Below are 16,335 nucleotides of genomic sequence, written 5' to 3' on the forward strand. Positions count from 1 at the left end.
AGGAGTAGGTGAAACGCTGTGGCAAAATTTTTCTTTTCCAGTTCCTTTTTATTATTTCTAGGAAATTGGATAGGACAAATTGGTTTAAACTGGTATGTACTTACTAGTTATCATAACGCAGTTTATTTAGGTTTGGTTAATTTTTGCCGACTCGTACCTATTTTGATACTAAGTGTTTGGGCGGGTACCATTGCTGATAAATATGATAGGGGGATATTACTTAGAATTACAATATCTTCTTCTTTTTTAGTGACTGCACTTTTATGTATTTGTACCTTTACTATGCCCCATGTTTCAATTATAGTGATATTAATTTATGCGACCTTACGTGGTATGTTAAATGCAGTAGAAACGCCTGTAAGACAAGCCTTGTTGCCTGATTTATCTGAAAGATTGAATACGAGCCAAGCCGTTTCTTATCATTCATTTATTATAAATATATGTCGCTCAATAGGGCCAGCAATCGCGGGAATTATTCTTGCTGTATATCATGCGCCAGCAACATTTTTAACACAAGCGATTTGTTATTTTATAGCTGCGTTATTTTGTATACCACTTCATTTTAAACGAGTTAACAGTGATGTGAGTAAGTGTAAAGAATATTCACTGAAATTCGTATTGCAATATTTTAAGAGAAATGCACAAGCATCTAGAATTTTTATAACTTCGCTAATTATAATGGCAACTGGATTCTCTTATACGACATTAGTGCCCGTACTCGTTCATCAAATATTTCCTGGTAAATCTGAAATATTTGGTATTTCCATGACTTTTTGTGCCATTGGTGGTATGATTGCCACACTTTTATTACCTATTATTTTGAAAAAGATTAATACCGTAAATATGTATTATTTGAGTTCATGTGTGTTTGGTTTGGCATTATTAGGTGTAGTCATACAAAATGTAATAGTGATGTTTAGCAGTATGGCGCTTGTAGGTTTATTTAGTCAATGGGCACGTACGTCCAATCGAATATATTTTCAAGAACATGTGACCCCTGAAAACCGTGGGAAAATATTAAGTATCGTTATGATGGATAGAGGTATGATTCCATTGGGTAGTTTATTAATGACAGCATTATCAGATTGGCTCGGTGTCTTAACTACATTTATCGTCATGGGCTTATTTACAACAGTTGTAGCCTTAACTGTTTATTTAATGCAAAGAACAATTAAAGTGGAGGAGTCGAACAATGCAAAGTGATTGGCAATTAGCAGATAGAAATATACAATACCGTGTCTTAAATGCATTAGTGAAAGAAAAGATATGGTCATCCTCAACAAGAATTACAACTCAAGATAATCAGCTTGAAATACAGCTTTATGGATGTGTGCTTAAAATTCATTTTAAATATTTAAGTAAAATGGTTCGTTATGATTTCGAGGGACCAATAACTTATTACTGTGGGAAAAATGAAGTAGAAATAACTTCATTAGAAAACTTATTAGATATTTTAGAGCAACATTTTGAAATTGAGATAAGTGAACGTTTACTTGCAGAATTACTTCATAGTAGAGATAGCTTTATAGAAGTATATAAACATTTCACTAATCGTAAAAACCATATTCAAGATAGTTTGAAATTTTCTGGTATGCCGACCACTATTAATTTCTTTGCTTGGTTACAACATTTAAACGATTCGAGTGACTTTAATGATTTAATGTATTCCGAGAGTTTAGTTATCGAAGGTCATCCAACACATCCGTTAACTAAGACGAAATTACCTTTAACAATGAAAGAAGTTAAGCAATATTCACCTGAATTTGAGAAGATTATTCCACTGAAAATCATGTTATTGCATAAAGATTATGCAAAAGTAACTACCGTAGATGGCAACAGCTCATTTGTACTGGGAGAAGTTATTCCGGAATATCATGCAAAACTAAGAAAATTTATTCAAACATTTCAACTTTCGCTAGATGATTATCAAATTATATTTGTTCATCCATGGCAATATCAACATACTATTTATCGTCAATTTGAACAGTGGATTAACGATAAAATATTAATTGCTACACCATTTGATATAGAATCGAAAGCAACGTTATCATTCCGTACTATGTCATTAATAAATAAGCCATACCATATTAAATTACCAGTTAATGTCCAAGCGACTAGTGCTGTAAGAACGGTATCAAGTGTAACGACAGTCGATGGCCCGAATTTAAGTATGGCCTTGCAAGAAACGCTAAATCAATATCCACAACTTAAAGTAGCGCTTGAACCTTTTGGTATTTACGCTAATACTGAAGATGATCGTGCACGCCAACTAGCATGCATTATTAGAGAGAAACCATATATTGCGAATAATGGTGCAACGATTGTCTCAGGAGCGTTAGTGAACCCTAATCCGGCTGATGGGAATATTACCGTGGATAGCTATATTGAGTGGATAAGTGGCGAAGTCAATGAACAGAATATTTCTCAATTTATGCGTACATATTGTCGTCAATTAGTCACACCGTTAATTGCTTTAATTCAAGATTATGGCATTGCTTTAGAAGCCCATATGCAAAATACGATTGTAAATCTAGGACCTCAATTTCAAATGAACTTTGTAGTTCGTGATTTAGGAGGTTCTCGCATTGATTTAGATACATTATCTATGAAATTGAAGGATATCAACGTGACGAATACGAGCTTGATAGCGTCATCTATCAATGAAGTCGTTGCGAAATTTCAACATGCTGTAGTACAAAATCAGCTTGCGGAATTAATTCATCACTTTTCAAAAAAGGAAAGTGTAAGCGAAGTGGAATTATTTAAGGTTGTACAAGAAGAAATAGAACAGGCGATTACTGATAACAAACCACATGCTGAAATATTAAAACAAATCTTATTTGGACCAACTATCACAGTTAAAGCTTTACTTCGTATGAGAATGGAAAATAAAGTTAAAAAATATCTCAATATTAAACTCGATAACCCGATAAAAAAAGAGGTGAGTTAAGTGGCAGATATCTCGATTAATTTATCTAAAATTGCATATAACGCCGAAGTCTTGCATGGTTTATTAGCAGAGCAAGACATACATTTTACGCCAGTCGTAAAATGTGTGGCTGGTGATACGAAAATTTTAGAAACGCTGATTGACTTAGGATTTAATCATTTTGCAGAATCAAGATTAGAGAATATAAATATGGAGCTACAGGATAAATGTAGTTATTTATTATTAAGATCGACACCAAAAAAACGCTATTTAGAATTAGTTGAAAACGTGAAAATGAGTATTCAAACTGAAATTCAAGCCATTCGTGATATCAATGATAGTGCTGGTAAACTTAATAAAAAACATCAAATTATGTTAATGATAGATTGGAAAGATGGCCGAGAAGGTGTACTAACTTATGATATTCTTGATTATATAAAAGAAATAATTGTGATGAAAAATATCCAATTTATAGGTATCGCATTTAACTTTATGTGTTTTAAATCATTAGCGCCTACAGAAGATGATATTTTTGCGATTAATCAATTTGTGCAAGCGATCGAGAATGAAATAGGCTTTCGATTAAAAATTATATCTGGTGGCAATTCAAGCATGTTACCTCAATTAATGTACAATGATTTAGGTCGTATTAATGAATTGAGAATAGGTGAGGCACTGTTTAGAGGCGTAGATACAACGACATATCAACCTATACCACGACTATTTCAAAATGCGATTACGCTTGAAGCGGAAATAATTGAAATTAAACCTCGTTTATTAGAGGGCCGTCAATGTTATTTACAAGCAATATTGGATATAGGATATATTGATACAGTCATTAATAAAATCATTCCACTTAATGATAAAGTTAAGATTGTCGGAGCCACAAGCGATCATTTAATGATTGATTTAGGAAATCAAGATTGTTATCAAGTTGGAGATATGATTTCCTTTAGCCTCGAATATGAAGCGCTATCTCAAATCATGTATCATCAAAAAATACCTAAAACATATGTGAAAGATCAACACATCCAGTCTTTGATTGAGCAAGTGAATCATACATCTTTAGCTACATACTAATAATGAACTTATCTAGATTATTCAATTTTAACTAGTTTGTTTTTTTAAATCACTTATAGTCATTAGTCAGATATAAATACTGATTAATGGCTTTTTTAAATTTATCGATTATATTATTTAACACTTTTAAGAGATAAAATATAAAAGATTTATATAAAAAATTTAAAAAATCTCCCAAATTATATTGACATTGATAATCGTTATCAATAAACTGGGTAATGTAAACCTATACATATTAAGGAGTGGGAGTAATGAAAGGCTTCAAAGTCGCTGGAATAGTCGCATTATTATTTGCATTGGTTCTTGTTACTGCATGTGGTAATGTAAGTAATAACGGTTCTAAGGATTCCGATAACAAATCCTCATCATCGAAAGATTCGATTGAAATTAAACATGAGTTAGGTACAACAAAAGTTCCTAAAGATGCTAAAAAAGTAGTAGCTTTAGAATTCTCATTTGTAGACGCATTAGCTGCGCTAGATGTAAAACCTGTTGGAATAGCTGATGATAATAAACCCAATCGTATTATCAAACCTTTAAAAGATAAAATTGGTAACTATACATCTGTAGGTGCGCGTAAACAACCAAACTTAGAAGAAATCAGCAAGTTAAAACCAGACCTAATCATTGCAGATAGTAATAGACATAAAGGTATTTATAAAGAGCTAAGCAAAATTGCTCCAACTATTGAACTAAAAAGTTTCGACGGAGATTATAATGATAATATCGATGCTTTCAAAACTGTCGCTAAAGCTTTAAATAAAGAAGACGAAGGTAAAAAACGTTTAGATGAACATAAGAAAAAATTAGCTGAATATAAAGATGAAATTCAATTTGATAAAAATGAAAAAGTCTTACCAGCTGTAGCTTCTAAATCAGGATTACTTGCTCATCCAAGTGAATCTTATGTTGGTCAATTTTTAACTGAACTTGGCTTTAAAGAAGCATTAACTAAAGATGTAACTAAAGGTTTAAGTAAATATTTACAAGGACCTTACTTACAGTTAAATGCTGAAACATTAAAAGACGTGAATCCAGAACGTATGTTTATTATGACTGACGGTGCAAGTCCAAAAGAACCATCTTATCAAGAAATGAAAAAAGATCCAGTTTGGGATACTTTAGATGCAGTTAAACATAATCGTGTAAGTATAGTAAATCGTGACACATGGGCACGTGCACGTGGTTTAATATCTTCAGAAGAGATGGCTAAAGAACTTGTTGAAATTTCTAAAAAAGATAAAGAGAAGTAAGGTGGATGAACAATGACTATGAGATCAACTGATAGTCAATCCGCTAATGAAAGAGCAACTAAGAAACGCACTACACTCACGTTCCTCGTGAGTGTGTGCTTTCTTTTTATTTTTGCATACTTTAATTTAGCGATTGGTTCTTCAGACATTCATGCAAAAGATATTTATGACTATTTTTTTACTTCAGTAGACAATAAACAAACATTCCTTATTCATAACGTAAGAATGCCAAGAATGATTGGTGGCTTAATCATAGGTGGCGCACTTGCGCTTGCTGGTTTATTAATGCAAGCTATTACTAGAAATCCGTTGGCTTCTCCTCAAATATTTGGCGTCAACTCAGGTGCTTCTTTTGTTATCGTTTTAGTAACTATTTTAATTCCATCTCTTGGAAAATATGCTACATTACTTGCTTTCATTGGTTCATTTATTGGGGGTCTAACAGTATATTTACTTTCAGGCTCAACAAAAAAGATTACGCCAGTAAAACTAGCATTAGCAGGTATGGCTATTCATTTGTTTTTCAGTAGCTTAACGCAAGGAATTATTATTTTAAACGAAGACTCGAATACAACAGTGATGTTCTGGCTAGTCGGATCATTAAATGGATTAAAATGGACATCAGTACTTTCGATCATGCCATGGCTCCTTATAGCATTCATCATTACATTATTAATGGGACGCCAATTAACAATTATGGAATTAGGAGACGATATCGCTAAAGGATTAGGACAAAAAACTCAACTTATTCGTATTATTATTGGACTTCTTGTTATTGTGTTAGCTGGCGCTTCTGTTTCAATAGCAGGTCCAATTGGTTTTGTTGGTTTAATTGTCCCTCATATAGTTAAACGTTACGTAAGCAAAGATTACTTTATTATGGTACCGTTAACTTTTCTAGTAGGTGCAGATTTATTACTTTTATCTGATATGCTTAGTCGCCTCATTACATTCCCATATGAATCTCCAGTAGGTATTGTAACGTCATTTGTAGGGGCTATTTATTTCTTATTAATTACACTTAGAGGGGTGAAACGAATATGACAAAACGAAATTTATCTATTCGTTACGCCATTGTTATCGTTTGTTTAATTATTAGTATTTTTATAAGTTTATGCGTTGGCTCTACTATGTATAGCCCTATGAAAGCATTAAAAGGTATATTTACATTGGATGACTTTATTTTAAATGAATACCGTATACCACGAACATTATTAGGATTTGGAGTTGGTAGCAGTTTAGCCATTTCTGGTGCAGTGATTCAAGGTGTAGTAAGAAATCCGCTAGCCTCACCGGATGTGATTGGTATTACTAAAGGTGCAAGTTTAGCCGCTATTATCGTAATTATGGTATTCCCAACTGCGCCACTCATTGTATTACCAATAGGTTCATTCATTGGTGCGTTAGTTATCAGCTTAATTTTGTCATTTTTAATTTCAAAGTTTAACATCAAAGGTTCTACACTTGCATTGATTGGTTTAGCCATAGGTGCTATTTGTACGGCAGTAGTACAATTTTTATTAATTCGTAACCCTATGGATGCTAATAATGCATTAATTTGGTTAACTGGTAGCTTATATGGTCATACAATTGAGAACTTTTATTCAATTATTCCTTGGTTTATTATTACTTTGCCATTAGTATTAGGTTTAAGTTATCAATTAGATATTTTAAATTTAGGAGATAATATTGCAGTAGCATTAGGTGCTAAAGTTCAACACCTTAAGATGATTTTACTTATTTTATCTGTCATGCTAGCAGGGGCGTCTATTTCAGTTGTGGGTGGCATTAGTTTCTTAGGACTTATTTCCCCACATATTGCTAGATCGCTCGTAGGACAACGTTATTTCCATGTTGTGATCATGTCTGGTTTAATAGGTGCAGTACTTATCTTAGTCAGTGATGGATTAGCAAGAGGTATCCATCCACCATTAGATATTCCAGTAGGTGTTATTATCGCTATTATAGGTGTTCCATATTTCTTATTTTTACTTAGAAGAATTTAATAACTCCTTTCATAAAGCTAATTCCTTTTATATTTTAGAGGAATTAGCTTTTTTATGTTGCACCCTTTTTGAAAATGAGATATAGTAAAGAACATATTGTTTATAAAAATACAAATAAAGACATATTTATATATAATTAATCGGAAAAATGTCCTCTTATTACATAAATTATGTATATACAAACATTCATTATATAAAGAAAGAAGGCATAAAATTGAAAGGATACACCAGACAAGACATTGTTAAAGGTCGAGTCAAATTTATAACAATGTCCATTATAGGAATTATCTTATTTTTGATTCCTATACCTACAGTTCAAGATGGAAAAAAACAAACGACTTTACCAGTTGCCTTTTTAGCTAACTTACTAAAGGAATTACTAGGTAATGCGATGCCTATTATCATTCTATTTATTATTACGCTTTCAGGAATATTGACTATATTATATTCATTAATATTGAGAAATAAAGTTAAACCAGGGAGTTTAATTGAAAGTGCATTTAAAGTAGGTCCAGTGTGGTTGGTGTTACGTGTACTAGCTGTATTTTTAGCATGGATGACATATCTTAAACTTGGATCCAAAGTTATTTATTCTGAAGATACAGGTGGTCTTGTATTTAATGATTTACTACCTACATTAGTTGCTGTTTTCTTATTTGCAGCATTATTCTTACCATTTTTAATGGAATACGGTTTATTAGAATTTTTAGGACCATTGTTTAGACCAATAATGCGACCACTATTTACCTTACCTGGCCGTTCAACTGTAGATAACCTAGCTTCATTTATTGGAGATGGAACAGTTGGTGTACTTATTACAAGTCGTCAGTATGAACGTGGTATCTATTCTAGGAGAGAGTCTATCGTTATTTCCACGACGTTTAGTGTAGTATCGATTACTTTCGCGATTGTCATTGCTGAAACAGTTGGATTGCAACATAAGTTCTTTGCATTTTATTTAACAGTTATTATTTCTTGTTTTGTAGCAGCTATGATTATGCCTAGAATTTGGCCTTTAAATAAAATACCGGATGAGTTTACTAAGGAAGTCTCTGAAGAAACTCGTCTTGAAAAATTACCAGAAGGTAAAAGTGCACTCAAACACGGGTTTGATGAAGCGACAATAGTTGGATTAAAAGCACCAGGTTTCAAAGAATTTATGAAATCAGGATGTAAGACAGTGGTAGATATGTGGTTTGTAATTTTACCAGTGGTTATGAGTATTGGGACGTTAGCCACAATTATTGCAAATTATACGCCTGTTTTTACAATTGTAGGCAAACCATTTATTCCAATTTTAGAGTTATTGCAAATTCCGGAAGCTACAAAAGCTTCTGAAACATTGTTGATTGGATTTGCTGATATGTTTTTACCTTCAATTTTAATAGCAAATGCCCACAGTGAAATTACAAGATTTGTTATCGGTGCTTTAAGTATTTCTCAGCTAATTTATTTATCAGAAGTAGGCGGCGTTATTTTAGGATCAAAGATTCCTGTAAGCATCGGTAAGCTATTCGCAATTTTCCTTATTCGAACAGCCATTACATTACCAATTATTGCACTTATGGCACATTTATTACTTTAAGAAAAAGCATTGAAGTTATAAGGTCAAAAAATGACTAACTTCAATGCTTATTTTTAATTTAATGTAGATAAGACGTTTGCTTTTACAATTTTACTTTTAATAACTGGGGATGAATCAGAAGATGATTGACCTCTATTTTTATGAGCTTCTTTAAACGCTTCGCTTTGCGTCCATGCTTTAAAATCTTCTTCAGTTTCCCACCAAGTATTCACATATATATCTTCACTATCTTTATCAACGTCTACTTGCCATACTTCAATTTTATGAAATCCTTTTAACTCTTCGATTTTACCACCTTTAGTGAAGCGGGGAGCCATTTTTTCAGCGAAACCTTTTTTCACTGTGATTCTATTTGTAACGACAAACATAGTGATTACCTCCTAGAGTGTTTGTTACTATTTTAGCTTTTATTGAAAAGTTTAACGCTATGAAAAAAACTGTCAACTTACATTATTAGTCGACAGTTTTAATATCATTACGTGAAAATTTTACGAAAAATTTGTATTATAAACTATTTAGTTAATTCGTTATAAACCTTTTGATCGTTATGAGTATAAATAATGTATTCGTGGTCATCAGTGTCAATAATTACTCGATTCGTTTTACCGAATGTAGAACCAATTCGAGAAATGTTTTTTGATTCTAGATTAGGCACTGCATGAATGTCTTGATCTTGAGAAATATTTTTAATTTCGTTAGTAGGAATTTTAATATCTGCGACTCTCCATTGAATTCTAACTTCATTATCATCTTTCTTAACGGTCATTGCCATTAAAGAACACATCCTTTATGTAAGTTATGGCTATATAATATAACAAAGTGTAATCGTTTTCAAGCTTTGTGTGATACTTTAATTTATTTGTGTCACACTATAATGTCACCCCGAAAATACGTTCGTATTTTTGTTGAGTTTATGTTAAAATATCGTTAATAAAGGAGAAGATACATGACAGGTAAAACACATATGTCTGCTGGTTTATTAGTAGGTGCTTTAACAACTGAACATTTTCAAACCGATCTTTTTTCAACTGTTACAGTCATATGCTTAGCAATAGTCTCAAGTTTACTTCCTGATATATGTCATACTAGGAGTAAAATTGGAAGACACTTTAAAATATTAAGCTTTTTTATTAATCTCATCTTTGGTCATCGAACCTTTACGCATTCCATATTATTTATTGGAATGATAGGTTTCTTGCTTATTTTAATACAAACACCTCAATACTATTTAGTTTCGATTATCGGTGCAATAACATCTCATGTTATACTAGATATGTTAACACCTAGAGGGGTTAAGTTACTTTATCCTATTCCTTTGACTATTAAATTCCCTTTTACATTTAAAACGGGAGGGCTTTTAGATGCATCACTAGCAACCGCTTTGAGTATTGGATCCATATACATATTTTTTCAAACGTTTTTAGATGACATTCTAAAGCATATTAGTCATTCATTTTTAGGGTAATTTCAATAAAGTTGTGAGATAATTTTATTGAAAGATTTAGCTTGTCGACAACGTATTGTAAAGTATTAAGATTGTCATAAAACCTTGTCTAATGAGTAAAAAGGTTTCTATGTAGTCGAATTAATTGCATTACTTTATTATTAAACATTTGGTTAGGATTATTAACAGAGTTAAGTTTTATTTAGTATTTTTTTTAAATTCATATACTTCTTTAAGATTTAAAATTATTGAATTGCCTAGAAGGAGAGTTAAAATGTTAGACCAAAGTAAACTAGAGAAATATAATCAAGAACATTTAAGCGAATATGAAAAGCTAATGAGCAATAATGAAAAAGAGAAACTTGAAAGTAAAGTTGAAACATTAGATTTAGAGTTTATTCAAAATCTTTATCAAGATTTATATGTTAATCGCAAAACGATTTCTGATGTTTCATCAGTGTCTGAAGTTGAATTTATGCGTAAAGCAGAATTAACAGACCAAGAACGTGAAAAATATGAACGTAAAGGTATTGAAGCAATTAGAAACGGTGAATTTGCAGTATTACTAATGGCTGGCGGTCAAGGTACGCGCTTAGGGTATAAAGGGCCTAAAGGGTCCTTTGAAATTGATGGTGTCAGCTTATTTGAACTTCAAGCAAGACAATTATTGAAATTAAAACAAGAGACGGGTCATTTATTAAATTGGTATATTATGACAAGTGATATCAATCATGATGAGACGTTAACATATTTTAAAGAGCATAATTATTTTGATTATAATCCTGATAATATTCACTTTTTCAAACAAGATAATATTGTTGCATTGAGTGAACAAGGACGTCTTGTACTTAACGAACAAGGTTATATTATGGAAACACCGAATGGTAATGGTGGTGTATTTAAGTCCTTAGAGAAAGAAGGTTATCTAGATAAAATGAACTCAGATGGAGTTAAATTTATCTTTTTAAATAATATAGATAATGTTTTAGTGAAAGTGCTAGATCCATTGTTTGCTGGTTATACAGTTATACATGATAAAGACGTTACATCCAAATCAATCCAACCTAAAGATGGTGAGAGTGTTGGACGATTAGTAAATAAGGATAGTAAAGATACTGTATTAGAATATTCTGAGTTAGATGAAGAGATAGCTAATACATTTGATAATGCTAATATTGGTATTCATGCGTTTAAATTAGAATTTATTAAAGAAGCGGTAAATAAAGATTTACCATATCATTTAGCTATTAAAAAACTAAAACAATTAGATGATGATTTTGGTGTAATTGAAAAACCAACATTGAAATTTGAATTATTTTATTTTGATATTTTTAGATACGCTAAAGATTTTATAACGCTACAAGTTCCTCGTGAAGAAGAATTTTCACCTTTAAAAAATAAAGAAGGAAAAGATAGTGTTGAAACAGCTACTGCTGATTTAAAACGTATGAATTTGATATAAAAAGGATGGTGGAAGTAGATGTCTAAAACATCTAAGAATACAAAAGATACTGTTGTTGAATCTTTTAAAGACATCATTCCTCTATCTTTTGGTGAAGAAATAGGTAATGCAGCATCTCATGGAGCTGCAGCATTATTAATGCTGTTTATCCTACCTTATGCAGCGGTTCATAGTTATGGTGAACATGGCACTCTAAGTTCAGTTAGTGTGTCGATATATGTAATAAGTATTTTTATGATGTTTATCTCTTCAACTATCTATCATTCCATGCAAAACTATACTGCACATAAATACATACTAAGAATTATTGATCACAGTATGATTTATGTTGCTATTGCAGGAACTTATACTCCAGTGCTTTTAACAGTAGTAGGTGGTTGGATAGGATGGCTCGTATTTATATTATTATGGGGCACTACAATATGGGGCATTTTATATAAATCCATCTCGGTAAAGGTTAACCAAAAACTAAGTTTAATCGTCTACTTAGTCATGGGGTGGGTTGGTATTATCTTTTTACCAATCATTATCATGCGAACATCATGGCTCTTTTTATTATTTATTGTACTCGGTGGCGTTTCCTATACAATCGGAGCATGGTTTTATGCGCAGAAAAATCGCCCTTATTTTCATATGATTTGGCATATATTTATTGTGATAGCTTCATTTTTACATTTAATCGCTATTCTATATTTTATGTGAATATTTCTTTGACTAATGAGACAGCTCTTAATCTTAAGTTTAAGTAGGAATTGAATATGTTATAGGACTGATGATTATAGGTCATCAGTCCTATTTTTATGGGAAAACTTCAATTTTTATTGCGTTTAACTATTATCTACGATTATGCTATTACATGACTTTAAAAAAATCTTTAAAAAATGAGGAGGTTCAATTAATGAATATAAAATCAATAGGGATTGTAGTTACGTTAGTACTAACAATGTTTATGGCCGCAATTGAAAGTTCAATTATTTCACTAGCTATGCCAACAATACGTAAAGATTTACATGCAGGTCCTGAAATATCTTTAGTATTTACTGTTTATTTTATTGCTTTAGTAGTAGCGAATCCTATTGTAGGTGAACTATTAACTCGATTTAAAATATTATATATTGCAATGGTAGGACTACTTTTATTTGGAATTGGTAGTTTAATGTCAGGTATGAGTGGCACTTTTTATATGCTTATTGTTTCAAGAGCTATCCAAGGTATCGGTGCAGGTGTCATGATGTCATTAACACAAATCGTTCCGAAACTCGCTTTTGAGATTCCTTTTCGTTATAAAATCATGGGCATCGTAGGTAGTGTATGGGGAATTTCTAGTATCATTGGACCATTACTTGGTGGAGGCATTTTAGAATTTGCGACATGGCATTGGCTATTCTTTATCAATATCCCAATTGCAATTATTGCCATTATTCTAGCATTCCTAACATTTCACTTTTCGGAAGAAACGGAAGTACAAGCAGGTCGTTTTGATGTGAAAGGCTTATCTCTCTTTTATATCTTTATTGGTTTATTAATGTTTAGTATTTTAAATAAATCAATGCTTATTTTAAACTTAGTAGCATTCATATTAGCCATTATTATTGCCATCGTGTTAGTTAAATTTGAGAATAAAACTACGCATCCTTTTATTCCTATAGGTGAATTTAATCGTTCAGTCTCATTAGTATTTATAACTGATTTACTAATCGCGATGTGTTTAATGGGATATAATTTATATATTCCTGTTTATCTTCAAGATCACTTGAAATTATCTCCATTACAAAGTGGTTTAGTCATCTTTCCTCTATCAGTAGCATGGCTTACTTTAAACTTTAATCTAGCTAGAATAGAAGATAGATTATCTAGAAAAGCATTATATATAGGCGCTTTCACTTTATTATTAGTAAGTAGTACCATTTTAATCTTTGGTTCAAATGCACCACTTCTAATTGCAGCAACAGTTATATTAGCAGGTTTAAGCTTTGGATTTGTTTATACAAAAGATAGTGTGATTGTGCAAGAGGAAACAAATTCAAAACATATGAAGAAAATGATGTCATTTTATGCGTTAACTAAAAATTTAGGTTCATCTATTGGATCTACTATAATGGGTTATTTATATGCTATGTCTACAGGATTAATAGATGGTAACTTACACAACATACTTGGTGCAGTGTCAGTGGTAGCTATAGTCTTAATTGTAATTTGGATAACATTGTATAAAAATGACCAACAAAGTGCGTAGTAAAGCATATAAGCGTTGAAATAAAATCAATTATTATTAAAAATCGATGCGACCAATGAAATCTTTCAATTTGAATTGATTTCTGGTTGCTTTTTTATTTGTACACTTTCAAATACGAAAACTTGAGCTTAGGGAAACGATAAGTTGCGCCGTATTATAATTTCTTTAAATTTTATATTGGTTACTATAAGTGATAAAATATGCGTGTAAAACTAACATAGGAGGGCAATATTAATGAGATTTTCAAAAAATAAATTTAATAATATTGTTGTAATGATTTTTGTCCTCGCTATTTTTGTAGTTTCTGGTGGGATATTTTTAACGTTTCTAGGATTTGGTTTATTCGGTTTAAGTCGAATCCTTATTTTTTTAAAGTTAGGATATTTTACGTATAATAAGAATTTTTTTGATAATTTAATCTATTACGGTAGTTATATTGTTTTCGGATATTTTATCTTATTTGCTATTGAACATTTAATGGATTACTTCAGAAAACAGTTGCCAAACAATCCGTATTTTAACGGTGCAACTTATCATTTAATTTCTTATATCGTTACTACAGTGATGTTTTATTTTATTATCCATATTCATTATGTATATATAAAAATTGAATTTTGGGTAATTGCAGTAATAATCGGATTACTATTTATTTTTAAAATTATTTTTTATCCTGAAAGTGAAAACTTAAATGAAAATAAATAAATATAAGCATTTAATTTGCGAAGGAAAAGAATATTTGTTTGAATGTTTAATTACTGATTAATTAAAAGGAGACTATCAATGGCAAATATCGAAGTGTCTAAGCGCAAAAGTAATTTAATCGTTGCCGTTATGCTTTTAAGTGCTTTTATAGCCATTTTAAATCAAACGCTATTAAATACTGCATTACCTCATATAATGAGAGAATTGCATACTTCCGAGAATACAGCACAATGGCTAGTAACAGGATTTATGCTAGTTAATGGAACAATGATTCCTTTAACCGCCTTTCTCATGGATCGAATAAAAACTAAACCACTTTATTTAGTTTCAATGGGAATGTTCCTAGTTGGTTCCATCATTGCAGCGATTGCTCCTAATTTTGGTACTTTAATGGTAGCCAGAATTATTCAAGCAATGGGCGCAGGTATAATTATGCCACTAATGCAATTCACTTTATTTACTTTATTTTCTAAAGAAAAACGTGGATTCGCAATGGGACTTGCAGGGTTAGTTATTCAATTCGCTCCAGCAATTGGGCCTACATTTACAGGTTTAATAATAGATAATGCAAGTTGGAGAGTTCCATTCATTATAGTAGTAGGTATTGCTCTAGTAGGATATATTTTCGGTGCTATTTCTTTAACAAGTTATAATGAAACGAAACAGACACAATTAGATAAACGTTCTGTAGTTTATTCAACATTAGGCTTTGGATTAATGTTATACGCTTTCAGTAGTGCAGGAAATCTAGGATTTACAAATCCTATTGTCATTATTTCATTTATAATTGGAATGATTATTGTGGGCGTATTTATAAGAAGACAATTAACTATTTCCAATCCTTTATTAAACTTATGGGTATTTAGAAGTAAAATATTCACCTTTAGTACTATTACTTCAATGATTGTAATGATGTCAATGGTTGGACCAGCCTTACTTATTCCATTATTTGTACAAAATGGTTTAGGTCTCTCAGCGTTTATGTCTGGGATGGTAATTATGCCAGGTGCATTACTTAATGGTTTAATGTCAGTGTATACTGGCAAAATTTACGATAAATACGGACCTCGATTACTCATATTAACAGGTTTTTCTATACTAACTATCACTACGATTTTCTTAGCTTTCTTAAAATACGATACATCCTATACCTTATTAGTAGTAGTTTATGCTATAAGAATGTTTGCTGTATCATTATTAATGATGCCTATTAATACAACAGGTATTAATGCATTGAAAAATAAGGATATATCACATGGGACTGCAATTATGAACTTCGGTCGTGTTATGGCAGGTTCATTAGGGACAGCGCTAATGGTTACATTTATGAGTATAGGGGCAAAATTGTTGAGTCCGGATGCAACTAAAAATGTGAGCAAAGAAATACTTGAACGACAAAGTGTTGCGGCAGGTGTAGACTTATCGTTTGCTATTGTTTCTGTTTTAGTTGTAATAGGATTTGTTTTCTCTTTATTTATTAAAGAAGATAGACACCCTTCACAAAAATCCAAAAATACACGTGATATATAATATTGATGATTAAAGAAGTTAGCATTAAATTAATGAGCTAACTTCTTTTTTTGTTTAGCTAAAAATAATATACTTATTGAGATAGGCACAAGGTATGTACATATTTGT

The 16,335-nt window shown here is 31.4% G+C and carries 15 protein-coding genes; 13 read left to right on the forward strand and 2 right to left on the reverse strand.

Going from position 1 to position 16,335, the window contains the following annotated elements:
- Positions 1-18: 18 nt before the first annotated feature.
- The 7 genes from MT340_RS03700 to MT340_RS03730 all read left to right on the forward strand — a co-directional run bounded on the left by MT340_RS03700 (position 19) and on the right by MT340_RS03730 (position 8,853).
- Positions 19-1,203: an MFS transporter gene (locus tag MT340_RS03700; protein WP_243588832.1), complete on the forward strand. Its 1,185-nt coding sequence runs from the start codon at positions 19-21 to the stop codon at positions 1,201-1,203.
- A complete protein-coding gene (locus MT340_RS03705) occupies positions 1,193-2,950 on the forward strand; it encodes an IucA/IucC family protein (RefSeq protein WP_243588833.1) in 1,758 nt (585 codons plus the stop codon). The genes MT340_RS03700 and MT340_RS03705 overlap by 11 nt, the downstream gene beginning before the upstream one ends.
- Entirely contained in the window at positions 2,951-4,009 is a 1,059-nt protein-coding gene (locus MT340_RS03710) for an alanine racemase (protein ID WP_243588834.1), read from the forward strand.
- Positions 4,010-4,260: 251 nt separating this feature from the next.
- Positions 4,261-5,262 carry an ABC transporter substrate-binding protein gene (locus MT340_RS03715; RefSeq protein WP_243588835.1) on the forward strand — a complete coding sequence of 334 codons (1,002 nt, stop codon included), beginning with the start codon at positions 4,261-4,263 and terminating at the stop codon, positions 5,260-5,262.
- 12 nt (positions 5,263-5,274) lie between these two features.
- Complete coding sequence (locus MT340_RS03720) at positions 5,275-6,306, forward strand: FecCD family ABC transporter permease (protein ID WP_243588836.1); 1,032 nt, start codon at positions 5,275-5,277, stop codon at positions 6,304-6,306.
- Positions 6,303-7,268 (forward strand): FecCD family ABC transporter permease, encoded by a 966-nt coding sequence (locus MT340_RS03725; RefSeq protein ID WP_243588837.1) that lies wholly within the window; start codon positions 6,303-6,305, stop codon positions 7,266-7,268. The genes MT340_RS03720 and MT340_RS03725 overlap by 4 nt, the downstream gene beginning before the upstream one ends.
- Before the next feature lie 268 nt (positions 7,269-7,536).
- Positions 7,537-8,853, forward strand: coding sequence for a YjiH family protein (locus tag MT340_RS03730; RefSeq protein ID WP_481906655.1), 1,317 nt, complete (start codon positions 7,537-7,539; stop codon positions 8,851-8,853).
- A 53-nt stretch (positions 8,854-8,906) separates the two neighbouring features.
- On the opposite strand, the gene MT340_RS03735 is transcribed toward MT340_RS03730, so the two are convergent.
- The gene (locus MT340_RS03735) at positions 8,907-9,221 is read right to left on the reverse strand and encodes a heme oxygenase (protein ID WP_243603591.1); all 315 of its coding nucleotides are present in this window, start codon (positions 9,219-9,221) and stop codon (positions 8,907-8,909) included.
- A gap of 143 nt (positions 9,222-9,364) precedes the next feature.
- Entirely contained in the window at positions 9,365-9,625 is a 261-nt protein-coding gene (locus MT340_RS03740; RefSeq protein ID WP_243588839.1) for a SunI/YnzG family protein, read from the reverse strand.
- A 174-nt stretch (positions 9,626-9,799) separates the two neighbouring features.
- Here MT340_RS03740 and MT340_RS03745 point away from each other — a divergent pair, with 174 nt between their 5' ends.
- The 6 genes from MT340_RS03745 (at position 9,800) to MT340_RS03770 (ending at position 16,227) form a co-directional block, all read left to right on the forward strand.
- The gene (locus MT340_RS03745) at positions 9,800-10,318 is read left to right on the forward strand and encodes a metal-dependent hydrolase (protein WP_243588840.1); all 519 of its coding nucleotides are present in this window, start codon (positions 9,800-9,802) and stop codon (positions 10,316-10,318) included.
- A 253-nt stretch (positions 10,319-10,571) separates the two neighbouring features.
- Positions 10,572-11,759: a UTP--glucose-1-phosphate uridylyltransferase gene (locus tag MT340_RS03750; RefSeq protein ID WP_243588841.1), complete on the forward strand. Its 1,188-nt coding sequence runs from the start codon at positions 10,572-10,574 to the stop codon at positions 11,757-11,759.
- Between the two features lie 18 nt (positions 11,760-11,777).
- The gene (gene trhA, locus MT340_RS03755; protein WP_243588842.1) at positions 11,778-12,461 is read left to right on the forward strand and encodes a PAQR family membrane homeostasis protein TrhA; all 684 of its coding nucleotides are present in this window, start codon (positions 11,778-11,780) and stop codon (positions 12,459-12,461) included.
- Positions 12,462-12,657: 196 nt separating this feature from the next.
- Positions 12,658-13,995 carry a multidrug efflux MFS transporter SdrM gene (gene sdrM, locus MT340_RS03760; RefSeq protein ID WP_243603592.1) on the forward strand — a complete coding sequence of 446 codons (1,338 nt, stop codon included), beginning with the start codon at positions 12,658-12,660 and terminating at the stop codon, positions 13,993-13,995.
- A gap of 234 nt (positions 13,996-14,229) precedes the next feature.
- Complete coding sequence (locus MT340_RS03765; RefSeq protein WP_243588844.1) at positions 14,230-14,697, forward strand: SepA family multidrug efflux transporter; 468 nt, start codon at positions 14,230-14,232, stop codon at positions 14,695-14,697.
- Between the two features lie 78 nt (positions 14,698-14,775).
- Positions 14,776-16,227, forward strand: a complete 1,452-nt coding sequence (locus MT340_RS03770; protein WP_243588845.1) for an MDR family MFS transporter — start codon at positions 14,776-14,778, stop codon at positions 16,225-16,227.
- Positions 16,228-16,335 lie beyond the last annotated feature (108 nt).

The sequence above is a fragment of the Staphylococcus sp. NRL 16/872 genome (assembly GCF_022815905.2).
In the GTDB taxonomy this organism is placed as follows: domain Bacteria; phylum Bacillota; class Bacilli; order Staphylococcales; family Staphylococcaceae; genus Staphylococcus.